A 22,656-nucleotide genomic window follows, 5' to 3' on the forward strand; every position below is an offset into this window, starting at 1 on the left:
AACCGCAATTAATAATTGCGGTAACCTCTTTGCACCTGCTTGTCCATCTGATTAAGCTGGCCTTTCATCATCTTGATCTGATCGGCAAGCAGTTTATTTTTATCTTCTTTAGTAGCCTCAGATAAATACTGCTGCGCTTCACGCTTATTGCGTTTTGCCATTGAAATACCTGCCAGGCTCAGTTTAGCCAAAGCTGTATTGTGCGACATACGCATACCTAAAGAAAGGGCTTTCTTAAAGTATTTTTCAGATTTCATAGGCGCCTTACGCGACTCAATTAAACCCAATAGCAGGTTGTAATAACCATGCTGATTTTTGTTTAACTGTGTTTCGTAATTAGTGATCTTTAATAACCACTGCTCCGCTTCATCCTGTTTTTCTTTACGCAGATAGAACTGCGCAATGATCATATTTTCGTTAAAGAAGTAAGTTAAAAGTATGATACCGCCGATAAGGAATACCAGTATACCCCAACCCCAAAAACCAAATCCGGCAAGAGTAACCGCTGCACCAAGCACAACACAGGCAATTATCAGACGAACAATATTTGACATAATTATATTATAGAATATTAATGTACAAATATCCGTTTATTTGTACGCTTAAGCAACATTTACTAAATATTTATGGCAATAGATCTGGAGCCGGGCTGGCTTAATGTTTTGCAAGACGAGTTTAAGAAAGATTACATGGTAAAACTGCGCCATTTTCTGCAGGAAGAGAAGCAGCAAGGCCAGGTTGTATACCCCAAAAATGCCGATATATTTAATGCTTTTAACAAAACACCTTTTGATAAGGTAAAGGTAGTGATCCTGGGGCAAGACCCCTATCCTGGTGCTCATCAGGCGCATGGTTTATCGTTTTCTGTACAAAAAGGGATTGCCATACCACGCTCGCTGATCAACATCTACAAAGAACTGGAAACAGATATAACGGGCTTTAAAAAACCAGCACATGGCAATCTGGAAGGTTGGGCACAACAAGGTGTATTACTTTTAAACGCTACGCTTACTGTACGCGCAGGGGCACCGGCATCGCATCAGAAAAAGGGTTGGGAAATATTTACCGATGCGGTGATCAAGAAAATATCAGACTTGAAAGAAGGTGTCGTGTTTATTTTATGGGGCAGCTATGCGCAATCCAAAATTGCACTGATTGATCAAAGCAAGCATTTTATATTGAAATCGGTACACCCATCGCCATTATCCGTAGAGCGCGGATTCTGGGGCTCAAAACCATTTTCCAAGACTAATGAACTGTTAGAGAAACAAGGCAAAACACCAATCGACTGGCAGATTTATTAGTGTTGAATTTTGAATTAGTGAATGATGGCCTGATTTGAATATTCAGTATTCAGTAACTCACTAATTCAAAATTAGTACTCCAGCGGTATAATAGGTTCCTTTTTGCTGGTCGACATGATCATCATTGTCTGGAAGGTTTTAACAACGCTTATACGGCTGATCTTTTCCATAATCAGTTGCTCATATGATTTAATGTCGCGCACATATACTTTTAACAGAAAGTCGCATTGCCCGGTAACGTGGTGGCATTCCGTTACTTCGTTGATCTTCTGTATCTCGTCTAAAAATATCTGAATGGTATTGTTCTTATGAAAGTCGAGCGAGATTTGTATAAAGGTCTTAATGCCTAAGCCCAGTTTTTCCTCATCAACTAAGGCATGATAGCTTTTAATATAGTTGGCATTCTCAAGCTTACGCACACGTTCTAAAGTAGGCGCCGGTGATAAACCAATCTCATTTGATAATTGCAGATTGGTGATTCTGCCGTTTTCCTGTAATATCTTTAATATCTGAAGATCTATTTTATCAAGTTCGTTTGCCATGGTCTTAAATCGGACTACAATTCTACAAAATATTATTTTTCGAAACGGCATTTAAAACAAATATTAATTCTAATCGTAAAATATTTAGATTAGTCTAAAATTTTAATTAGATTTGTTTAAATGCAAACTTTTACTGAAGAGAATTATCTTAAAACCATTTATCACCTGGCTACCGAATCTGAAACGGTATCAACCAATCAGTTGGCTGCGATATTAAACACAAAGGCAGCTTCGGTTACTGATATGCTGAAAAGGTTGGCCGAAAAACAGCTGATTGACTATAAGCCCTACTATGGGGTAAGCCTCACTCCCACCGGAAGCAAAATTGCCGTGAACGTCATTCGTCGCCACAGGCTATGGGAATATTTTTTGGTGGAGAAACTAAAATTTAAATGGGACGAGGTACACGAGATGGCCGAGGAACTGGAACATATATCGTCCATAGAGCTTGTTGACCGTTTAGATGAGTTTATGGGACACCCATCTTACGACCCGCATGGCGACCCCATACCCGATAAAAATGGGCATTTTAAGCACGAGGTTTGCAAACCGATAAGCATGCTTGCTGTTAATGAAGGCGGGCCGATTACTGCTGTACGCGAGCATACTTCTGCATTTTTACAATACCTTGAAAAGCTTAACCTGCTTATTGGCAACAAAGTGAAGGTTGTTGAGGTGCTGGAGTACGACCAATCGGTTGTGTTAACAATTAACGAAAGTGGTAACAGGATCAGCATCAGCCGCGATGCTGCTAAAAATATATTAATAGCCATATGAGCGAATCTTTAGGTAATGTACATGGCTCGGTAGCTACAGACAAAAGAACAGGCTGGCGCAGGTTCCTGTCTTTTATAGGTCCCGCGTATCTGATCAGCGTCGGGTACATGGACCCGGGCAATTGGGCAACCGACCTTGCCGCAGGCAGCCAGTTTGGGTACAGACTGATTTGGGTATTATTGTTATCAAACATTATTGCGCTGTTGCTGCAATCACTCAGTGCAAGGCTGGGCATAGTACGTGGGCTCGACCTGGCGCAGGCATCAAGGCACTCATACAACCGCTTTGTCAACTTTTGCTTGTTCATACTGGCACAAATTGCCATTATAGCCTGCGATCTGGCCGAAATCATCGGTATGGCTATAGGTTTGCAACTACTTTTCGGCCTGCCGTTGATCTGGGGTGTTTCCATCACCATGCTCGACACCATTTTGCTGCTTTTCCTGATGAATAAAGGCATGCGCAAACTGGAAGCATTTATTGTATCGCTTGTGTTAATTGTAGGCCTGTCGTTCCTGGCAGAAATGTTTATCGCCAAGCCGGATGTGGTAGAAATAGCAAAAGGATTTGTACCTAATAGCCTTAGCGATGCCCAGTTGTATGTGGCTATCGGTATTATTGGTGCTACAGTAATGCCGCACAACTTGTATCTGCATTCGTCGCTTGTTCAAACGCGTAAAATTGAACGCACAGACGAAGGTATTGGCAATGCCATTAAATTTAACCTTTGGGATACTACCATTGCACTTAACCTGGCCTTTTTTGTTAACGCCGCCATTTTAATATTGGCCGCCAGTGCTTTTTACAGAAACGGCTACCATGAAATAGCAGAAATATCTGACGCACATAAACTACTGAGTAAGATTTTCGGTGATATGGCTCCGAGATTGTTTGCCATAGCGCTTATTGCTTCGGGGCAAAGCTCAACCATTACAGGTACACTCGCCGGACAAATTGTAATGGAAGGCCACATTAACCTGCGTATAGCACCGTGGCTGCGCCGTTTACTCACCCGCTTATTAGCTATTATACCAGCTTATTTTACCCTTATTTATGCCGGTGGCGATGGACTTAGCCATCTTTTGGTACTAAGCCAGGTAGTATTGAGCTTACAATTAGGTTTTGCCGTTATTCCACTGATACATTTTACATCAGATAAGGTACGGATGGGCAAATTTGCCATCAGAATCTGGGTGCGCATTTTTGCCTGGATTGCCGCTGCGCTAATTGTTGTGTTAAATGTAAGACTGGTGATACAGGAATTTGACGACTGGAGTAAATCGGGCAATGTTTCGCCATTAATATTGGATGGCATCATTGTACCAATAACAATAGGTATAGGCTTACTATTGCTATATGTTACTGTGAAGCCTTTGTTAGTCAAAGCCCCTGACAAGCCTAATAACGTTCCGCACGGCATTGCCAAGGCTATACAGTCCATAGACCGTATTAATTATAATCATATTGGTATAGCTATTGACTTTTCGCGAAACGATTGGGAGTCTATCCGGCATGGCATTATGCAGGGCGGCAAAGAGGCTAACTATACGCTTATACACGTTGTAGAAACCGCAGCGGCACGTTATCACGGCAATGAGGTAATGGATATGGAAACCCAAAGCGATGCTGATAACTTACAGCAATACGCCGACGAACTGGTTGCTTTAGGCTATAAGGCCAATACACATATTGGTTACGGTGCTACGGCAACGGCTATTGCAGATGTGGTAAAACAGGAAAACATTGATTTCGTTGTAATGGGGTCGCATGGGCACAGGATTTTGAAAGATTTGATCTTCGGCACAACTGTGAACGCTGTGAGGCATAAGGTGAAGGTACCGGTGCTGATAGTAAAACCGCTACCTAAATAATTTGCATATTTGTAAAATAATGAGTCAGGATCTGTATATAAAAAATAAGAAGGCGTATTTTGAATACCACATACTGGATAAATATGTGGCGGGGATTAAATTATTAGGTACTGAAATTAAATCGATACGTGAGGGAAAAGCCAATATTAATGATGCCTTCTGCACGTTTATAGGCAACCAGCTATATGTACGTAACCTGCACATTTCCGAGTATTCCCACGGCTCATTTTACAACCACGAAGCCAAGCGCGACCGTGTATTGCTACTTAACAAAAAGGAATTAAAAAAGCTGCAAACGCGTACCGAAGAAAAAGGCTACACGATTGTTCCACTTGGGATTTTTATCAGCGAACGCGGCTTTGCAAAGCTGGAAATTGCTTTGGCACAAGGTAAAAAAGCCTTCGACAAACGCGACACGATAAAAGATCGTGAAAGCAAAATTGAGCTGAGCCGGGTAATGAAGAGATAATCGGGTTAGAATCAAGACATCATGATTTGGGTATTTGTCATATTGAAAGCAGTGAAATATCTAAATCAATCTTGAGTTTTAACCTACCGGGGATTGCTTCATCCTCCCGATATAAATCTGGACTTTTCGCAATGACGCCTTTTCATTAACTCTTAAATCGGACCTCAGAAATCTCAAATCCGTTATCTGAAAATCTTTACCAGGCTTTATCTCCCACTAGCGGTACGAACCTGAAAGTATCAAGCACATGCTTTTCATAGTCGTTTTCTGATACCTTTAGCACAGTCACCATCTTTTGCTGCTCTTCGTCGCCTACCGGTATTACTAATATTCCACCGATATTCAATTGCTTTAATAGTATCTCAGGCACGGTTGGCGCACCAGCCGTTACAATGATCTTATCATAAGGGGCATGTTCTCCTATACCCCTTGAACCATCACCCAGAAAGAATTGCGGCTTATATCCCATATAAGGCAATACCTGCCTGGTACGTTCATAAAGCTTTTCCTGGCGTTCTATGGTAAACACACTGGCGCCCAGTTCAACCAAAATACAAGTCTGATAACCTGATCCTGTACCTATTTCAAGTACTTTATCGCCTTTGTTAATGTGCAGTAATTCTGTTTGGTAAGCAACGGTGTAGGGTTGTGAGATAGTTTGCCCCTCGCCTATCGGAAAAGCAATGTCCTTATAGGCCTGGTTCCAAAACGTTTCGTCGAAAAAATAATGGCGGGGTACTTTTCCAATGGCTTGCAATACCCGCTCGTCTTCGATACCTTTTTTCTTTAGTAGTTCAACAAGGCGTTTGCGGGCGCCCTTTTCGCGGTAATTGTCAATAAACTTGTAGGCCATCGTTGCGCAAATTTACAGAAATGCACGCAGCAAATCGGCTTTTTAAGCACATACAAGCTTCAATTTATTTGTAATCAGAAGATTATTTTATCCACTATAGCACAAACCAGTTAATATGGGTCAACGTCTGGTTGTACAATGCTCCCCTGGCTTAGTTTGGTAGTTTGGTACTGCAAAATCACATTTCGTATAACGTCCTTTGCCTTATTAAGTGACACAGAATCGCGCTCAAACTTTAGCGTGATTGTTTTGATGTAAAAGTTTCTGATGCGGCTGATTAAGGGATATTCGGGCCCTATCACGCGTTCGCCAAAATGTTTGCGGAGTTCAGCTCCTAAATATTCTGCCTGCTGAAACAGTTTCTCCGGATCTTTATGCTTTACATCAAGCTGTATCATTCGGTAAAACGGCGGGTACTTAAAGCTTTTACGCTCGCTGATCTCGTTGTTGTATAGATCCTGGTAATCATTGTCGATTACCTGCTTAATTACACGGTGATCTGGATCATACGTTTGGATAACCACCTTGCCTTGTTTTCCTCTTCTACCAGCCCTTCCGCTTACCTGTGCCAGCATCTGGAAACTGCGTTCATTAGCACGAAAGTCAGGATACTTTAACAAACTGTCGGCGTTAATGATACCAATTACAGTTACATCGGCAAAATCAAGCCCTTTAGCCACCATTTGCGTACCAACTAATACATCAATGCGCTTTTCTTCCAGATCATTTAAGATGTTCTGAAAAGCGTTTTTAGCACGTGTGGTATCTAAGTCCATCCGCATAATGCGGGCATCAGGCAGCAACACGCTTAACTCATCTTCCACCTTTTCGGTACCGAAGCCTTTATATTCCAAATGTGCAGAACCACAAGCCGGGCAGGTTGATGGCGCATCTTCTTTATAGCCGCAATAGTGGCAATGCATTTTGCCGCTGCTTTTATGGAATGTAAGGCTCACATCGCAGTTAATGCATTTTGGGGTATACGCACAGGTTTTACAGATCATTACCGGGGCATAGCCACGCCTATTTTGAAACAGAATAATCTGTTCTTTTCGCTTTAACGCCTCACCCATGTCATGCATTAGTACACTCGTAAAATGCGACTGCATGGTTTTGCGCTTTAGCTCTTCGGCTATGTTTACCACTTCAATCTGCGGCAACTCTACACCACCATAACGCGATGTAAGTTCGGCAAAACCGTATTTTTTACCTCTTGCATTAAAGTAAGACTCTATTGATGGAGTAGCCGACCCCAGCAGCACTTTTGCGCCATACATATTGGCCAGGTATATGGCAGAATCGCGCGCATTGTAACGCGGCGCGGGATCAAACTGTTTATAAGATGTTTCGTGTTCCTCGTCAACTACAATCAAACCCAAGTCAGCAAATGGCAGAAACAATGCTGAACGTGCGCCCAGCACAATCTGGTAGCTGCCATCAAGCACTTTTTGCCATACTTCAACGCGTTCATTATCATTAAAACGCGAATGGTATACACCGATGGCTTCGCCGAAGTATTTGCGCAGGCGTTCAATGATATGGGTAGTTAAAGCAATTTCGGGCAACAGGTATAGTACCTGTTTTCCCTGTGCAACTATATCTTCAATCAGCTTAATATAAAGCTGTGTTTTGCCTGATGAAGTTATGCCATGTAACAGTACTACGTCCTTTTGCTCAAACTGATCGCGGATTGATTGTAAGGCATACTCCTGCTCATCGCTTAAAACGGCGCTGAGTTCAGGGTCTTCATCATTTTCATAATATAAACGGCTTACATTTACATCCTCAGCAATCAGAATATCCTTATCGGTAAGTGCTTTTATAATAGCAGCGCTTGCACCAGAGGCTTCAATCAATTCATTTTTAGAGATCATCTTTTGCCCGCGCCGCATAAGATTAATGTAAGCCAGCAATACATCAGCCTGCTTTGGTGCGCGCCTTTCCAATATCTCAAATAGTTCCTTCAGCTGATCTTGCCTGTTGTAGATATCGTTCAGTTTTAAATAAGTGCGCTTGCGGGGTTTATACCGTTCATTCACCGACTCCGAAATGCCAATCAGATTCTTTTCAAACATCGATTTCAAAATAGGCATTACGGTTTTTTGCCCCAAAAGTTTAACAATATCACTAACAGTTAATTCGGGCTGCAGTTCGAGCGCATCAACGATCAGAAACTCTTTATCATGCAGCACAGATCTATCGATCTCGTAATCTTTATTGAGTACAATACGTGTTTCGCTGGCCAGTTTTAAAGCCGAGGGTAATGCCGCATTCATTACATCGCCGGTGTGACATAAGTAATAGTTGGCCATCCACTCCCAAAAAGCCAGCTGGTTTTGGGTAACCATTGGCCTGTCGTCAAGCACGTCCATCAAATACTTTGCTTCGTACTTTTCAGGTGCCTGTTCTGTAATGGCTGCTACTATTGCTGTATAAAGTTTGCTTTTGCCAAATTGCACCACCACGCGTTTACCTATGGCTATGCTATCATTCATTTCGAACGGCACGCGGTAGGTATAGTTCTTCGCAATAGCTAATGGTAAAATTACTTCTACAAAAAGCGTTTTACGACCGGTGTAATATGTATCGGCAAACTCAAGCATTTACTTATTTATTGCGAAGCCCGGCAATGGCTAAAGTGATCCACCCGGAGATAAACAGTAATCCCCCGACAGGAGTAACAGGACCGAGCCACATTAAACCGTTCCAACCTAAGGCTGATCGGAGCGATAGCAGGTAAAGAGACCCCGAAAAAAGAATAATGCCAAATACAAACAGCCAGTAAGCGGTAAATATGTAGTTATTTTTAAACCTCGAAAAGGTGGATAAAAACAGCAGCGCGAATGTATGATAAAATTGATACTGCACTGCGGTGTGCCAAATTTCAAGCTGGGCGGGTGCAAGTAAGCTTTTAAGGGCATGTGCGCCAAAGGCTCCGGTTATTACAGCAACCATCCCGAAAAGTGCACCAGTTACTACTATTTGTTTGTTCATATGCTATGTAATTGGCTAAATTACCATTTTTGGTAAGATTAGTTCATTTGCATAAAGTAAAAAATCTAACTTTGTAAAGCGTCAAAATGAAACATCTGATTATCACTATAATTTTGCTTGCAGCAGCCATAGGGATAACTGTTGTTTATTTCGAGAACCTTGAATCGTCAGGGGGCCGGCCCGAAGAGGTAATGAACCATATCCCGGATGATGCCTCTGTAATTGCCGAGTTTGATAACGAAACCAGCTTTTACGAGCTATTCAGCGGCAATAACCTGCTTACAGGTCTGGCAGGAAAATCAAAAACAGACGAGTTCAAAATACTTCGCGAACAGCTTCTGCTAAACCCTGGCTTAGCACAGTATTTTGATGATAAACCTATTTATATTTCGCTGCACCCGCAATCCGGTAATCAGTTAGACTACTTATTAACGACATCTGTTGATGGTGAATCTAAGCTATCTATCATTCAGCTGATATCAAACAACTTAAAGGCAGGCATTGAAAACATAGGCAATGGCATTTACGAATTCAATGCCGCCGGATTAACCCGGCCATTTTATCTTACCGAAGATAAGAAACGTATCATCAGTGGCAGCTTTTCAAAAGATTTGATCGCCCAGGCAGCAGCTTACGATCATAAAAAACATTTGAACAGTTTAAAGCTGTCTGATCAGCAAAGAAGTAATGCCATAGCCATACTTTACATTAATTATAGCCAGTTGCCTCAGTTGTGCGAGCAGCTTTTTGTAGCTAAAAACCCGGATATGTTAAGGCCCTTCCGCCTGATGCCTGCGCATGCAGCCCTAAGCCTTAATTATAAAAAGGATGCGCTTATGTTTAACGGCCTTACTAATATCGACAAAACACAACCTATCAGCTATCTTAATTTATTTGCCGAGCAGCAACCCATCATCAATCATTTAAAAGACCTGATGCCTGCAACAACGGCATACAGTACTACCTTTTCGGTTTCAAACCCGAAACAGTTTGTTGGTAATTTAACCGCCTGGCAAGATAAAAGCATTAAAAACGAAAGAGAAAGCCTCTACAACAAAATAAAGTCTGAAACCGGCGTTAACATCAACCGTGAGTTTCACAAACTATTAGGCAATGAGTTTAGCATCATTACCACCCGTTTTCAGGAAAAGCTTGCCATTATAGAGGTAAGTAATGGCCAGCAGCTGCGCCCGTTTATGACCAATATCAGTAATATGGTAAGTGATGATGTGGGCCAGTTTAATTACAATAAGCTTCCTTTCTTTTTATTGGGCGATGCTTTCAGCCTGTTTAACAAACCATACTTTATCATCATCAATAATTACCTGGTATTGGCTAATAGCGCAGCAGAAGTGCGCTCTTATTACGAAACATATACCAACCAGAAGTTTTTGAGCCGTACACAAAATTATAACGAGTTTGACGGCCTGCTATCTGAAAGAAGCAACGTAGCCTTCTTCATTAATTTCAAAAATGCAAAGCAGGTATTTAAGCGCGATCTGAAACCAGAATTTTATAATGCATATCAATCGAGCGAGCCTGGTTTTAAAGATTATTACGGTGCCTCGTACCAGTTAATCTCTTCAGATCATCACTACTATACCAACTTCTGTATGAAGCTTGCTGCTACAGACTCAATAACAACAGCACAAAATTAATTAAGCAACAACTTTTACGTCAGCCGATGGTTATGTTATTAAGCATTGGTTAATTTGTGACAAGAAAACTTTTACTCCTACTACCGCTGTTATTATTTGTTTCGCAATCATTTGCGCAGCGCTTTACACAGTACTTTACTAATACGCTATACGAATCTTTTGAAAACCCTGCTCAAAAGGCCTTTATTGCCGATTCGAGCCGCATGTTTGCCTTTAATTTCCTGGTGCCTAATTTTACGGTCAACGCTTACCTCACGGGCAACTCGCAATTGCCTATTAAGCAAAGTATTTTTTCGGGAGGCATTACTAATACTAACCTGACCTTTGGTCAAAATAAATACAATCACGTATACGCCAATACAAACATTTACCTGGGGATGTTCAGGATGTATGCCAGCCTTAATGGCGATCAGGAAGTTGGTATTTCTGCACAAGTAAGAGGTGAAGGGAAAGGCTTTTTTACCGATGAAACGGTTGCCTTATTTGATGGCGGCAAAGCTTTCAGCACTGGTAGCTATAGTAACCTGTTCAACGATAAATTACAGTATCAAAGTTATAACCAGATCAGCTTAACCTATCGTGAAACGCTTAATCAGCAATTTTCTGTTGGCTTTAAGTTGAGTGGCTTATCCGGCATCATAAGGAATCAGTTTACGATCAATAGCTCAACAGTTCAGTTTGATAAAGCAAACGATCTGCTGATCCTCAGCATGGCAGGCACCAGAAAAACCAATGTCAATCCAAGTATATTCGGTCCACGAAATTTTGTGCCCGATTTCAAAAATCCGGGGCTTTCGATAAGCATAGGTATTAGCCAGCAAACTGACAATGGCTTCAAATTTCAATATAATATTAAGGATGTAGGCTTTATTCACTGGAGCAGTTTATCTAATATTTACAATTTCAGGGGACGGGTAAAAGTGGAGGACTTAAATAAATCAGATGCTGGCAAACGCATTTTTGAAGCTGCGAATCAGATATTTTTAACCGGAAGGCACTTAGGGGCATTTAACAGCACAACAGACGGCAGGTTTGAGGTAAGTGCAACTAAATCATTTTGGATAGACTGGGACAAGCGATTTAAATATATGCCTGTGCTGGTTGCCTCAAAACAAGTATTTGATACTGGTTTTACAGGCACGCTGGTCAACAATTTTCAATATCATAACCTAACGCTTGGTGTTTCGGGATCTGTTAATGATATGAGGCAAGTTTATCTGGGTGGGCAGGTGATGATCAAGTCGCCAAACGCAGAATTTTTTATAGGATGTGAGCAACTATATCCAGGAAACAACTTTGCCGCATCGGCACTTGGCAGCGAGGCTGCCATCAACCGCGACACCCCTTACACAGCCCTGGGCTTGTTTATGGGCTTCTCGCTGAAGTTTGGGTATGATATAGAAAGCCATCAAAATGCCAGCCGCATCCCAATGGGCGAAGACGGCGGCTTGATCCGAAGGCTTTGGAACGGAATATTTAAATGATCAGCTTGCTAATGGCTTTTTGCCAGCCACAAACTCCTTTAAATAATATGGCTCAAAATAGGCGACATCTTCAAAATCTGCAGATGCAAATTTTTCTGCGGCAAGTGTTGTAAGCTGCGTTGCAGAATTTAAAAATCCAGGCAGGTAAATTACATGATGCATTTGCTCCAGTACCTCTTTACACTTTAATGCACCATCGCCAAAAATTACCAGTTGCCTGTCTTTAGGCAGGTCGGCAAAACTGTTTTCATCGATAATTTCAGCAGCTATGGGCCTTAGCTGGTTGCCATGTACATCATATATAGCCGTATAAACTTCCATGCGGCGAGCATCAATCATGGGGCAAAGCAGGGCATCATCATTAAACTGGTCGCGCCAGTTTAGTGCTCCGCTGGCCATAGTAGTAAGTGTATCTACAGCAATCAGAGGTTTGTCCGCAGCAAAGCAAATTCCCTTTGCCGTTGATACCCCGATACGCAAACCAGTGTATGATCCAGGGCCTTTACTTACAGCCACCGCATTGATCTCAGCTAACTTAATATTTGCCTCTTTACATACATCTTCAATAAAAACAGTTATTTTTTCGGCATGTACATTACGCTCATTCACTTCCTGCACGGCAATAACATTACCATCTTTTGCAAGCGCAACGGAACAAACGGTAGTAGCGGTTTCTATCTGTAGTATTAAACTCATTTAACAGGTAATTTACGGTACCGGATCATGGCCATGCCCTCCCCAGGGATGGCAGCGCCCAATACGCTTCAAAGTTAACCATCCGCCCTTAAAAGCACCGTGTTTTTTTATAGCTTCTATGCCATATTGCGAGCAGGTAGGCGTATAACGGCATGATGCCCCCAAAATTGGGGACAACAGATATTGGTACAGCCTGATGATCGCTATAAATACGTATCCGGTTATTTTTTTAAGAAAGCTGACGATGCTGTTCATTGGTGGCCTGTTCACAAAGCTGCGAAAACAATTTCAGCATTTTTTTCTCCATTTGCTGATACGGTAATATTTCTTTACCGATATAATTTAACGAAAGCACCAACTTAATATTGGCTTGGTTAAGTTGATCATACAAATGCTGCTGTTTATGAAGGCGGTAAGCTTCGCGCATGCGACGGCGAATTAAATTACGCTGTACAGCATGCTTATAACGCTTACGTGCTACCGGGAATACTACCTGCACCTGCGCAGGCAAATCATCCGGGGCCAAAAGCCAGGAAGCCCTGAAGGGATAACATAAAAAAGAAGAACCCTTGTGAAAAAGCTGCTCCAGCAACCCTTTATTACACAAACGTTCTTCTTTTTTAAAAGTATACATGTTGCTTAAAACCCTGAACCGAAAGTTAAACAAATAACCGGCTCAAACCCAGTTAACTAAGCAACCGAAATTATGCTTTGTGACGACGCTCGTCAGAAACTGATAATTTTTTTCTGCCTTTAGCTCTTCTTGCTGCTAATATTCTTCTGCCATTTGCAGTTGACATACGCTCACGGAAACCGTGTTTATTTCTTCTTTTACGCTGAGAAGGCTGAAACGTTCTTTTCATGACTTATATTATTGTATTCGATGCTTAAAAATAAAGAGTGCAAATGTATTACTTTTTATTCTTACTTCAAACAGGTTTTATGAATGATTTTAAAATTTCTAAAACAATGCAACAGCTTTAGGGCTAACACAGCCTTTTGCGCTACCATTTAATTTCCACTTTTACACCATCGGGACTGTTTGCAAAATCGAGGTATTCCGTGTGGGAAGCTTCGTCCCATGATGATTTTACATCGGTTACAGCTTGCCCGTCAAAGCTTGTAACCGTTACCAATTTTGGCTTAACGGGTAGCAATACCCGCGTACTGTTCAAAGTTTTAGCAGGGCTTTTAGCAACATATGAATAGCTGTTAGCAGTTATTTTCTCATCGTAAGCCCTTGATGCTGCTGCAAGCACTTGCGGCTTTTGCTTGTTAGCTACACGGTCAACAACAAAAAGCAATGACTGCTCTCCGGGGTTGATTGTCTTTTCGGATAGAACCGGCAATTGCGGGTCGAACAGATCAATTACCGGCCCCTTAACTGTGTAAGGGTTTTTATCGGCATCTTCGTCCATTACAGAGATCACATCATAAGGGCCGCGCTGCAGGTAGAAGCTGTTTTTGAAAGTAAGTTCGCCAGCCTTAGCATCCTTTTCATAAGCTTGTTTAAGGATATTGATGTAGGTGCCATCATTATCCGCCTGCATCACAAAGTCCTTAGGATTTTTACGCAGCACATAAACCGCACCTTTGCCCACTTTAAAGTGCTCATTTTCTTTCGCCGGACTAATGCCTAATAATTTAAACAGGTGCTGCGATGGTGAATTAAACTTATAGCCTTTGTTATCCCACCACTCCATCACGGATTGATAAGGATCATCGTCTTTACCCACATAAACCAATACCCCACCCTGCTTAACCCACTTTACCAGGTTATTGTGTACTTCTGCTGTCATGGGTTTTTGGTTAGCATAGCTCATCACCAACACTTTAATGTCTTTCAAAGTAGCCGGGTAACCGAGATTTTCCATGTGTATGGTTTGCACCGGAACGCCGCGTTTTACTAAAGGAAGGGTTTGCCCATAAAATATCGAAAACTGCGGATCTTCAAAACCATTATGTGTTGGGAAACGCTGAAACATCAGCGAGTTACTCATTAAAACCCCAATGCCATTAACCCCTGAAACTTTATTTGACGACAGCGGCATACTATTTAAAGCATTAACCATGATCTGCATCTGAGTGGAATAAAACTGCGGAATCAGGGTTGTCTTATTGCTGTTAGGCACCGGATACGGGTGTGTATAAATACGTTCCGGCCATGGCATAACCTCGTAATTATTTACCATAGGGTACAGCAGTTTGGCGGTAAAAGTGGCTTGGTAGTTCTTTTTGTAATCAGCCCAGTCGCGCACGCCATCTTCAATAGGATCGGTTAATAAAAATACTTTTCGTTTGGTTGGTGCGGTCATAGAGACCACAGAGCCGTATTCAAGAAAGGCATTCTCAAATACCCGTTCTTTGCTTTTACCATCGAAATAGGTAGCAGCACGCGAAGTGCCCGTCCATACCTGCGCTATGTAACCGTCAATACTTGGCAATGAGGCCAGGCTGGCTTCAGGGCTTACAATCTCCCACGCCGAATAGTTGACAAGCGAATGCGTAGCAATAAACACCTTAATATTCATGCCTTTACTTTTACCATAAGATTTAGCGTAAGCAGATACCTGCTTAATAGCCTCATAATAGAGGTGATATTTTAATTTGTTCGACAAATAGGTATTCTCCGCCGAGGCATCCTGCGGTTTCCAGGGAAAGCCGTAATACTTTTGCCACTCCTGCTTAAACAATTCGCCATAGCCTGCACGTGCCCAAAACTCCGGCTCCTCTAAAAATATGGTACTGATGTTGGCATCGATCACACGTTTTACAACTGCGGTTTTCATATAATCGATAAATGATTGCACGGGCACCACGTATGGCATGTTCTTGCCATGCATAATAGTATCACCTTTCATGGTGATCTGCCCTACTCCTAAATGGTTTTGACCATCCCACTTACCCAGGAAATAATCAAAATATTCGCCCCAGGCAATACCCGTCATGAAATTGACCTCGTAACCATGATCGCGCCATGATTTTACGCGCTGCTCAAAGGTCATGTTCGGCCGGTCATTTGTGCCGTAGACAATGGCGATATCTGACCGTACGTCGGTTTCCGGCATCCAGGGGCTACCGGTTTGAAAAGCTGTTTTCTGTTTAGAGACAACCGGATCAGTATTTTGTGCAAACACCTGTACCGAAACAGCCAACAAAGCAGAGAATAGTAAATGTTTTTTCATAGCTTAAATTACACCTCGTGTAAAGTTATAAATAAGGATGGGGATACCCTTTCACAGTCAATATTAAGCATAAATTAGCGCGCATTTACATGGTAATAGATAAACATTTTTGAGAAAATCACCCTGTTTTAGATAACAACTTGTGATTGTGCTGCCGAATTTATTACCTTCAGAATCTAAACTTATTACATGGACAAAGTTTCTGACCTTTTTAAAGAGCTTAAAGATCGTTTGGCAAGCCCGTTTTTTGGTTCATTTATTATCTCTTGGCTAGCGATCAATTGGCGGATTGTTATAGTTCTAATATTCTATAAACAGTCAGATTTAAAGCTTGATCACTATCATTCATATTTAGAATTTATAAAGTTTAATAGCGGTATATGGCGCACTTTATGGGAGCCTATACTATTTGCATTAGCTTATACATTTATTTACCCTTTTTTTAAGAATTTCATTTTAGCAGCAACTGCTTGGTTTAAGCAATGGGGTGGTACTTGGTCGTTAAAGTTATCAAAAAGAGGAGTTGTGCCAACAATAAAATATATTGGGTTAAAAGAAAAATATGATATAAGCATCGATAAATTATCAAAACTTATAAATGAAGAAAGTGAAACATCCACTGCCTTAAACGAAGCTGAGTTGAAAAATCTTGAATTACAAAAACAAATTTTAGATATAAAGGCTGAGGGTAACAAATTTCTAGAATACGCCAATAAGCTTAATTCTCCAGACCGCGTAATAGGATTTTGGGAGTTCGATAATCCTGCACATTATGATATTCTTGCTGCTGAGGTAGATAATATACAAATTGGACTTGGCAAAATTAATTTTTACAGAAAATCGGATTTTATAATAACTATGATGATAGACTCATCTTTAGGTGATTCTGAAATATTAATATTGCTTTTAAATAGTGGTATAAATGTGTTTAAAGATTTAGAACCATTAGTTTTCAAAGTCCAAAATAGAGACCAAATTCAACTTAAATTTGACGGCTCAACTTCAACATTGTATAGAAAATCTTAAAAGTGACATCCTTTTGACTTGATTAATTAAGACACTTTATCTAAATGTACAAATATCCAATTGCGGATTTTACGCATTTCGTGGTTGGCAGCCGCGAAATGTAAACCAGCGAAACAATCTTGTGTTATATCATTAGCGTTGAGCCCTATTATTCTATCTATGGCTGAGAAATACATAAACGATTGTGCTAAACTGTTAGCAGAAAGAAAATTGACAATAGCCTTTGCCGAAAGCGCTACAGCAGGATGGCTATGCTCTGAATTTGCCCTTGCAGAAGATTCAGGAAAGGTTTTAAAAGGCGGCTTGGTTTGTTATGATGCGTCTTTAAAAGAAAAGATACTGGGTATTCCGCATGAGTTGATTGAGCAATATACGCCCGAATCAAAAGAAGTAACAGAAGAGTTAGCTAAACGCCTCGGAAACCTGATTGAAGCCGATATCCATGTGGGTGTTACAGGACTGACTTCTGCCGGTGGGAGTGAAACAGAAGAAAAGCCTGTGGGCACTATCTTTTTAGCTGTACTTGTTAAGGGTAAGATGACAAGTGAAAGATACATTTTTGATGGCGAATGTGAGGACATTATTCACAAGGCCATACAAGCAGCTGCTGCACTTATTACTAAAGCGGTATCACCATAAGCAACAAAATACTGTCATACCATTTTCAAATTAATTTAAGTAACACAAATGCGACTTGCTATTTATATTTTATTTGACATTTTTGTCAAACTATTATGGCAACTCGAGATACAGGTACAGAACAACGCATTAAGGACACCGCAAAGCGTATATTTTTTGCAGAGGGCCGCTTAAATGCCACCACACAGGATATAGCCGATGCCGCGGGTGTAAGCCGCACCCTGGTTAATTATTACTACCGTTCGGTTGATGCACTGATACAACAGGTTTACAAAGAAGCGATGCTTGAACTTGGTGAAAAGCTTGACTCTGTGATGGAGTCGGATATGCCTTTCAAAAGTAAGATCGAACACTTTATCGAAGTTTTCTCAACACAGGTTATTCAGTTCCCTTACCAGGAAACTTTTCTGGTGAAAGAAATGAATGCGGACAGGGACATATTAAATACTGAAGAAAAGCACGAAAAAACTAAAAAGTTCCTGGCCCAGATACAGGCCGAAATGAGTGCCGGAACTATTGAACAAATGAACCCTATTCATTTTATGATGAATCTTTTCAGTTTAATGGCTTATCCCATAGTAATGAAACCCATGTTTGAAAAGATCTTTAAACTGGATGAAGACCAATTCAGGAAGCTTATTGAAGAACGAAAAAAAGTGATTTTTAAAATGCTTTTCAGGTAATAATTAATAATTACAATACTCAACTAACGCAATACATCGAAAACACATTATGCAAACATACCCAAACATCATCATGAGAACACGTGTCCTATTTGCCACGGCTATCAGCGGAACTTTACTCATCCTCTCTTCATGCGGCACCAAACAGCAGCAGGGAGCCGGGGCAGCGGGCGGCCCGCAAGGCCCTCAAAGTTTTCCGGCTTTTAAAATCGAAACTAAAAACACTACCATCAATAGCGATTATCCGGCCACCTTACAAGGCCAGCAAAACATCGAGATCAGACCAAAGATCGATGGCTACATTGATCATATCTATATTGACGAAGGTTCAGTTGTAAAGAAAGGTCAATTACTTTTCCGTATCAGCGCACCGCAATATCAGCAAGACGTTAACAATGCCGCTGCGGCTGTAAGCAGCGCACAGGCTGATGTGGCTTCTGCCGAATTACAGGTAAAAAAGACTAAACCACTGGTTGAAAAAGAGATCATCAGCCATTATGAATTAGAAACGGCACAATTAACGTTAAACGCACGCCTGGCTGCACTTAAACAAGCCAGGGCAACGTTAGCCACTGCTAAAACAAACCTGGGATATACCACGGTTACCAGCCCGGTTAACGGCGTTGTTGGCACTATTCCTTACAAATTAGGGAGCCTGGTAAGCAGCACCACTACGCAGCCTTTAACAACGGTATCAAACATCGGTAATGTTTACGCCTACTTTTCACTGAACGAAAAACAGTTGCTTGATTTCTCCCGCCACTACCAGGGCAAAACCCTCGAAGCTAAATTAAGTAAGCTTCCTGAGGTTTCACTGATACTGTCTGACGGAACAGATTACCCTGAAAAAGGTAAAGTACAAACTGTAGCAGGCCAGCTTAATACCGCTACCGGTTCGGCAAGCTTCCGTGCATCGTTTCCAAACCCAACCGGTTTAATACGCAGTGGTGGTAGTGCAACAGTACGCATTCCGCAAGTTTTAAACAATGCATTGCTTGTACCTCAGAAAGCCACTTACGAGCTTCAGGGTAAACGTTTTGTATACGTTGTTGATGCAAGCGGCAAAGCTAAAAGCACAGAGATACAAACCATGGAGGCTACCAGCGGCCAGTACTTTGTAGTAACCGGCGGACTTAAAGGCGGCGAAACCCTGATACTGGAAGGTGTAGCAAGCTTACAAGATGGCGTACAGGTTAAGCCTGAAATGCAGGACGAAGCTAAGGTTTACTCGGATTTAAAATAACATTGAACAGGCTGCAGCAAACTGTAGCTTAAATCAAAAACATTAAGCTTTATTATGCTACGTAAATTTATTGAAAGGCCGGTTTTATCTACTGTAATATCGGTCATCATCGTCATACTGGGTATATTGGGATTAACATCCCTCCCAATTTCCGAATATCCTGAGATTGCCCCACCTACCGTACAGGTAACTGCATCTTACCAGGGTGCCAACGCCGACGTGGTGATGAACAGTGTAATTGTACCGCTGGAAGAACAGATCAATGGTGTGGAGAACATGACCTATATGACCTCTACTGCCAGTAACGACGGTACAGCCAACGTCACTGTTTACTTTAAGTTAGGCACCAACCCCGATCTTGCTGCGGTAAACGTACAGAATAGGGTATCAAAGGCAACTCCCCTGCTTCCGGCCGAAGTAACCAAAGCAGGTGTAACTACTGCCAAGCAACAAAGCAGTATGGTAATGGTATTTGCCATCTCAAGCGCCAACAAATCATACGACGAAACCTTTTTGCAAAACTATGCGAACATCAACCTGTTGCCGCAGTTGAAACGTATCAACGGTGTAGGTGATGCCAGCGTATTTGGCCAGCAGGACTATTCGATGCGGATCTGGTTAAAACCTGATGTAATGGCCACTTACGGCTTGGTGCCGGATGATGTTAACGCTGCCCTTGCAGAACAAAATATTGAGGCTGCACCGGGTAAAATCGGCGAAAACAGCAACCAGTCATTCCAATACGTACTGAAATACAAAGGCCGTTTAAAAACGCCTGCCGAGTTTGAAAACATTGTGATCAAATCGGGCACTAACAGCCAGTTACTTCGCTTAAAAGACATAGCGCGTGTAGAACTTGGCTCATTAAGCTATTCAAGTAATTCTACTACCAACGGCGAGCCATCTATCGCAGTTGCCGTTTACCAGACTGCCGGTTCAAACGCGCACGAAATGATTAAGGAGTGCGAGAAAACTATTGAGAATGCATCAAAAAGTTTTCCTCCGGGTGTAAAAGCTATTCCGATCTTCAGCGCGAATGAGTTCCTTGATGTTTCGATAGAAAAAGTAGTACACACATTAATCGAGGCATTTATCCTAGTGTTCATCGTCGTGTTTGTATTCCTTCAGGATTTCCGCTCCACATTAATCCCTGCCATAGCGGTACCGGTGGCTATTGTGGGTACCTTCTTCTTTTTACAAGTATTTGGCTTTACCATCAACCTGTTAACCCTGTTTGCATTGGTACTGGCAATTGGTATTGTGGTGGATGACGCCATTGTGGTGGTCGAGGCCGTCCATGCCAAACTGGATCATGGCGCTAAGTCGGCCAAAAAAGCTACGATAGATGCCATGAACGAGATCAGCAGCGCGATTATCTCTATTACCCTTGTAATGGCTGCGGTATTTATCCCGGTATCATTTATTACAGGTTCAACCGGGGTATTTTACAAGCAATTTGGTTTAACACTGGCTATATCCATCCTTATCTCGGCAGTAAACGCGTTAACACTAAGCCCTGCGCTTTGTGCATTGCTGTTGAAACCACACCAGGAAGGCGAGCATAAATCAGGCTTTTTGCAACGCTTTTATGGTGCGTTCAACACCGGCTTTGATGCTATGACAGCCAAATACAAACGCTCTGTCAGCTTCCTTTCTGTTAAAAAATGGATTGCCATTGTGGGTATTGCTGCGTTTGGTACATTATTCTGGTTTTTATTAAAGACAACACCAAGTGCGTTTGTGCCTAACGAAGATCAGGGCTTCATCATTGGTGACATTTCACTGCCTCCGGCTTCATCACTTGAACGGACAACGCAGGTAGTTGACCAGGTGGCCAGCATGGTGCGTTCCCTACCCGAAGTAGAATCGGCCACACGTATTGCAGGCCAGGGTATTTTGAGCGGCGCCGGTGGTTCGTACGGTGTGGTATTTATTAAGTTGAAACCCTGGGATCAGCGTAAAGGTAAAGGCCATGATGTTAATGCCGTTACAGGCAAAATGTTCGGCATGACTGCCGGCATCAAAGCAGCCCGTATCCTGTTCCTGGTACCGCCATCATTACAGGGCTTTGGTAACAGCAGTGGTTTCGAGTTCCAATTGCAGGATAAAACCGGCGGTGATATCTCTAAGTTTGTTGAAGTAAATGGCAAGTTCCTGGCGGCATTAAATCAACGCCCTGAAATTCAGTACGCTACTACCTTCTTCAATACCAATTTCCCGCAATACCAAGTAGATGTAAACGTGGCTAAATGTAAAGATGCCAACGTCCCCGTTAGCTCGGTATTAAGTACGTTGCAAGGTTATTATGGTGGTTTGTATGCTTCTAACTTTAACGAGTTTGGCAAGCAATACCGTGTAATGATACAAGCAGATGCTATTTACCGTGGTACAACAGAAAGCCTGAACAATATTTATGTACGCACCAACGATGGCACCATGGCTCCTATTTCTGAGTTTATTACTTTGAAAAAAGTTTACGGACCAGAATCTATCAAACGTTTTAACCTTTTCACATCCATTTCTATTACAGGTGCGCCAAAGCCGGGTTACAGTTCAGGAGATGCGATAAAGGCCATACAGGAAGTAGCCGCTAAAAACTTACCTGCCGGTTATGGTTACGAATTTTCGGGCCTTACCCGCGAGGAGTTAGCCAGCGGCAGCCAAACAATCTTCATATTCTTATTGTGCCTGGTGTTTGTTTATTTCTTGTTAAGTGCGCAATACGAAAGTTACATCCTGCCTTTTGCCGTATTATTATCACTACCTATCGGGTTGGCCGGTGCATTTGTTTTTGCAAAAATATTTGGAGTAGAAAACAACATCTATCTGCAAATTACCCTCATCATGCTCATCGGCTTATTGGCTAAAAATGCTATCCTGGTAGTGGAGTTTGCTGTAATGCGCCGCAGAAGCGGGTTAAGCATTACCCAGTCGGCAATTGATGGTGCAGTAGCCCGTTTACGACCAATCCTCATGACTTCGTTTGCATTTATTTTCGGTCTGGTGCCGTTAATGCTGGCATCGGGTGCAGGCGCCGAGGGTAACCGCTCTATTGGTACGGGCGCAGTGGGTGGTATGCTTATCGGTACAATATTCGGATTGTTTGTAATTCCGGTATTATACATCATTTTCCAGTCCTTGCAAGAACGTATCGGCAAAAAGCCGGTTGTGGCGGCAGGCGAAACAGAAGAAGCCGAAGAGTTAGAATAATTAGTATTTAACCATTTTTCAA

At 41.9% G+C, this 22,656-nt stretch carries 21 protein-coding genes; 11 read left to right on the forward strand and 10 right to left on the reverse strand.

Annotation, left to right across the window (positions count from 1 at the left end):
• Nucleotides 1-8 precede the first annotated feature (8 nt).
• Nucleotides 9-554 (reverse strand): tetratricopeptide repeat protein, encoded by a 546-nt coding sequence (locus PQ461_RS14455; protein WP_274206235.1) that lies wholly within the window; start codon nt 552-554, stop codon nt 9-11.
• A 72-nt stretch (nt 555-626) separates the two neighbouring features.
• Between PQ461_RS14455 and ung the strand changes: the two genes are divergently transcribed.
• Complete coding sequence (gene ung / locus PQ461_RS14460; protein WP_274206236.1) at nt 627-1,304, forward strand: uracil-DNA glycosylase; 678 nt, start codon at nt 627-629, stop codon at nt 1,302-1,304.
• Between the two features lie 71 nt (nt 1,305-1,375).
• On the opposite strand, the gene PQ461_RS14465 is transcribed toward ung, so the two are convergent.
• Entirely contained in the window at nt 1,376-1,846 is a 471-nt protein-coding gene (locus PQ461_RS14465; protein ID WP_274206237.1) for an Lrp/AsnC family transcriptional regulator, read from the reverse strand.
• A 120-nt stretch (nt 1,847-1,966) separates the two neighbouring features.
• Here PQ461_RS14465 and PQ461_RS14470 point away from each other — a divergent pair, with 120 nt between their 5' ends.
• From PQ461_RS14470 to smpB, 3 genes are read left to right on the forward strand one after another with little or no spacing between them, the layout of a single operon-like run.
• Nucleotides 1,967-2,623, forward strand: a complete 657-nt coding sequence (locus tag PQ461_RS14470) for a metal-dependent transcriptional regulator (RefSeq protein WP_274206238.1) — start codon at nt 1,967-1,969, stop codon at nt 2,621-2,623.
• Nucleotides 2,620-4,494 carry an Nramp family divalent metal transporter gene (locus PQ461_RS14475; protein ID WP_274206239.1) on the forward strand — a complete coding sequence of 625 codons (1,875 nt, stop codon included), beginning with the start codon at nt 2,620-2,622 and terminating at the stop codon, nt 4,492-4,494. Before PQ461_RS14470 ends, PQ461_RS14475 begins: the two co-directional genes overlap by 4 nt.
• A gap of 19 nt (nt 4,495-4,513) precedes the next feature.
• The gene (gene smpB / locus PQ461_RS14480; RefSeq protein ID WP_274206240.1) at nt 4,514-4,963 is read left to right on the forward strand and encodes an SsrA-binding protein SmpB; all 450 of its coding nucleotides are present in this window, start codon (nt 4,514-4,516) and stop codon (nt 4,961-4,963) included.
• 196 nt (nt 4,964-5,159) lie between these two features.
• Here the strand turns inward: smpB and PQ461_RS14485 are convergent, their stop codons facing one another.
• The 3 genes from PQ461_RS14485 to PQ461_RS14495 all read right to left on the reverse strand — a co-directional run bounded on the left by PQ461_RS14485 (nt 5,160) and on the right by PQ461_RS14495 (nt 8,810).
• Nucleotides 5,160-5,816 (reverse strand): protein-L-isoaspartate(D-aspartate) O-methyltransferase, encoded by a 657-nt coding sequence (locus tag PQ461_RS14485; protein ID WP_274206241.1) that lies wholly within the window; start codon nt 5,814-5,816, stop codon nt 5,160-5,162.
• Between the two features lie 110 nt (nt 5,817-5,926).
• Nucleotides 5,927-8,419, reverse strand: coding sequence for a replication restart helicase PriA (priA, locus tag PQ461_RS14490; RefSeq protein ID WP_274206242.1), 2,493 nt, complete (start codon nt 8,417-8,419; stop codon nt 5,927-5,929).
• Nucleotides 8,420-8,423: 4 nt separating this feature from the next.
• The gene (locus tag PQ461_RS14495; protein WP_274206243.1) at nt 8,424-8,810 is read right to left on the reverse strand and encodes a DUF423 domain-containing protein; all 387 of its coding nucleotides are present in this window, start codon (nt 8,808-8,810) and stop codon (nt 8,424-8,426) included.
• An 86-nt stretch (nt 8,811-8,896) separates the two neighbouring features.
• On the opposite strand from PQ461_RS14495, the gene PQ461_RS14500 reads away from it, so the two are divergent.
• Entirely contained in the window at nt 8,897-10,468 is a 1,572-nt protein-coding gene (locus PQ461_RS14500) for a hypothetical protein (protein ID WP_274206244.1), read from the forward strand.
• A 56-nt stretch (nt 10,469-10,524) separates the two neighbouring features.
• Nucleotides 10,525-11,952 (forward strand): DUF5723 family protein, encoded by a 1,428-nt coding sequence (locus PQ461_RS14505; protein WP_274206245.1) that lies wholly within the window; start codon nt 10,525-10,527, stop codon nt 11,950-11,952.
• Here the strand turns inward: PQ461_RS14505 and tsaB are convergent, their stop codons facing one another.
• The 5 genes from tsaB to PQ461_RS14530 form a co-directional block, all read right to left on the reverse strand.
• A complete protein-coding gene (gene tsaB / locus PQ461_RS14510; protein WP_274206246.1) occupies nt 11,953-12,648 on the reverse strand; it encodes a tRNA (adenosine(37)-N6)-threonylcarbamoyltransferase complex dimerization subunit type 1 TsaB in 696 nt (231 codons plus the stop codon).
• Between the two features lie 12 nt (nt 12,649-12,660).
• On the reverse strand, nt 12,661-12,903 hold the full coding sequence (gene yidD, locus PQ461_RS14515; RefSeq protein WP_274206247.1) for a membrane protein insertion efficiency factor YidD: 243 nt from the start codon (nt 12,901-12,903) through the stop codon (nt 12,661-12,663).
• Nucleotides 12,878-13,282 (reverse strand): ribonuclease P protein component, encoded by a 405-nt coding sequence (locus tag PQ461_RS14520; RefSeq protein WP_274206248.1) that lies wholly within the window; start codon nt 13,280-13,282, stop codon nt 12,878-12,880. Before PQ461_RS14520 ends, yidD begins: the two co-directional genes overlap by 26 nt.
• Before the next feature lie 70 nt (nt 13,283-13,352).
• Nucleotides 13,353-13,511, reverse strand: coding sequence for a 50S ribosomal protein L34 (gene rpmH, locus PQ461_RS14525; RefSeq protein ID WP_274206249.1), 159 nt, complete (start codon nt 13,509-13,511; stop codon nt 13,353-13,355).
• Between the two features lie 141 nt (nt 13,512-13,652).
• Nucleotides 13,653-15,833 (reverse strand): hypothetical protein, encoded by a 2,181-nt coding sequence (locus PQ461_RS14530; RefSeq protein WP_274206250.1) that lies wholly within the window; start codon nt 15,831-15,833, stop codon nt 13,653-13,655.
• A gap of 189 nt (nt 15,834-16,022) precedes the next feature.
• Here PQ461_RS14530 and PQ461_RS14535 point away from each other — a divergent pair, with 189 nt between their 5' ends.
• From PQ461_RS14535 to PQ461_RS14555, 5 genes are all read left to right on the forward strand, one after another.
• Entirely contained in the window at nt 16,023-16,859 is an 837-nt protein-coding gene (locus PQ461_RS14535) for a hypothetical protein (RefSeq protein ID WP_274206251.1), read from the forward strand.
• A gap of 159 nt (nt 16,860-17,018) precedes the next feature.
• Nucleotides 17,019-17,498, forward strand: coding sequence for a CinA family protein (locus PQ461_RS14540; protein ID WP_274206252.1), 480 nt, complete (start codon nt 17,019-17,021; stop codon nt 17,496-17,498).
• 95 nt (nt 17,499-17,593) lie between these two features.
• A complete protein-coding gene (locus PQ461_RS14545) occupies nt 17,594-18,181 on the forward strand; it encodes a TetR/AcrR family transcriptional regulator (RefSeq protein WP_274206253.1) in 588 nt (195 codons plus the stop codon).
• A gap of 73 nt (nt 18,182-18,254) precedes the next feature.
• Nucleotides 18,255-19,424, forward strand: a complete 1,170-nt coding sequence (locus tag PQ461_RS14550; RefSeq protein ID WP_274206254.1) for an efflux RND transporter periplasmic adaptor subunit — start codon at nt 18,255-18,257, stop codon at nt 19,422-19,424.
• A gap of 54 nt (nt 19,425-19,478) precedes the next feature.
• The gene (locus PQ461_RS14555; protein WP_274206255.1) at nt 19,479-22,634 is read left to right on the forward strand and encodes an efflux RND transporter permease subunit; all 3,156 of its coding nucleotides are present in this window, start codon (nt 19,479-19,481) and stop codon (nt 22,632-22,634) included.
• The last annotated feature ends 22 nt before the right edge of the window (nt 22,635-22,656 follow it).

The organism is Mucilaginibacter sp. KACC 22063, from assembly GCF_028736115.1.
In the GTDB taxonomy this organism is placed as follows: Bacteria; Bacteroidota; Bacteroidia; order Sphingobacteriales; family Sphingobacteriaceae; genus Mucilaginibacter.

What these genes read in the sequence shown, in the direction of transcription:
- PQ461_RS14455 (WP_274206235.1), bottom strand. Translation starts at nt 554, where the DNA reads ATGTCAAATATTGTTCGTCTGATAATTGCCTGTGTTGTGCTTGGTGCA.
- ung (WP_274206236.1), top strand. Translation starts at nt 627, where the DNA reads ATGGCAATAGATCTGGAGCCGGGCTGGCTTAATGTTTTGCAAGACGAG.
- PQ461_RS14465 (WP_274206237.1), bottom strand. Translation starts at nt 1,846, where the DNA reads ATGGCAAACGAACTTGATAAAATAGATCTTCAGATATTAAAGATATTA.
- PQ461_RS14470 (WP_274206238.1), top strand. Translation starts at nt 1,967, where the DNA reads ATGCAAACTTTTACTGAAGAGAATTATCTTAAAACCATTTATCACCTG.
- PQ461_RS14475 (WP_274206239.1), top strand. Translation starts at nt 2,620, where the DNA reads ATGAGCGAATCTTTAGGTAATGTACATGGCTCGGTAGCTACAGACAAA.
- smpB (WP_274206240.1), top strand. Translation starts at nt 4,514, where the DNA reads ATGAGTCAGGATCTGTATATAAAAAATAAGAAGGCGTATTTTGAATAC.
- PQ461_RS14485 (WP_274206241.1), bottom strand. Translation starts at nt 5,816, where the DNA reads ATGGCCTACAAGTTTATTGACAATTACCGCGAAAAGGGCGCCCGCAAA.
- priA (WP_274206242.1), bottom strand. Translation starts at nt 8,419, where the DNA reads ATGCTTGAGTTTGCCGATACATATTACACCGGTCGTAAAACGCTTTTT.
- PQ461_RS14495 (WP_274206243.1), bottom strand. Translation starts at nt 8,810, where the DNA reads ATGAACAAACAAATAGTAGTAACTGGTGCACTTTTCGGGATGGTTGCT.
- PQ461_RS14500 (WP_274206244.1), top strand. Translation starts at nt 8,897, where the DNA reads ATGAAACATCTGATTATCACTATAATTTTGCTTGCAGCAGCCATAGGG.
- tsaB (WP_274206246.1), bottom strand. Translation starts at nt 12,648, where the DNA reads ATGAGTTTAATACTACAGATAGAAACCGCTACTACCGTTTGTTCCGTT.
- yidD (WP_274206247.1), bottom strand. Translation starts at nt 12,903, where the DNA reads ATGAACAGCATCGTCAGCTTTCTTAAAAAAATAACCGGATACGTATTT.
- PQ461_RS14520 (WP_274206248.1), bottom strand. Translation starts at nt 13,282, where the DNA reads ATGTATACTTTTAAAAAAGAAGAACGTTTGTGTAATAAAGGGTTGCTG.
- rpmH (WP_274206249.1), bottom strand. Translation starts at nt 13,511, where the DNA reads ATGAAAAGAACGTTTCAGCCTTCTCAGCGTAAAAGAAGAAATAAACAC.
- PQ461_RS14530 (WP_274206250.1), bottom strand. Translation starts at nt 15,833, where the DNA reads ATGAAAAAACATTTACTATTCTCTGCTTTGTTGGCTGTTTCGGTACAG.
- PQ461_RS14535 (WP_274206251.1), top strand. Translation starts at nt 16,023, where the DNA reads ATGGACAAAGTTTCTGACCTTTTTAAAGAGCTTAAAGATCGTTTGGCA.
- PQ461_RS14540 (WP_274206252.1), top strand. Translation starts at nt 17,019, where the DNA reads ATGGCTGAGAAATACATAAACGATTGTGCTAAACTGTTAGCAGAAAGA.
- PQ461_RS14545 (WP_274206253.1), top strand. Translation starts at nt 17,594, where the DNA reads ATGGCAACTCGAGATACAGGTACAGAACAACGCATTAAGGACACCGCA.
- PQ461_RS14550 (WP_274206254.1), top strand. Translation starts at nt 18,255, where the DNA reads ATGAGAACACGTGTCCTATTTGCCACGGCTATCAGCGGAACTTTACTC.
- PQ461_RS14555 (WP_274206255.1), top strand. Translation starts at nt 19,479, where the DNA reads ATGCTACGTAAATTTATTGAAAGGCCGGTTTTATCTACTGTAATATCG.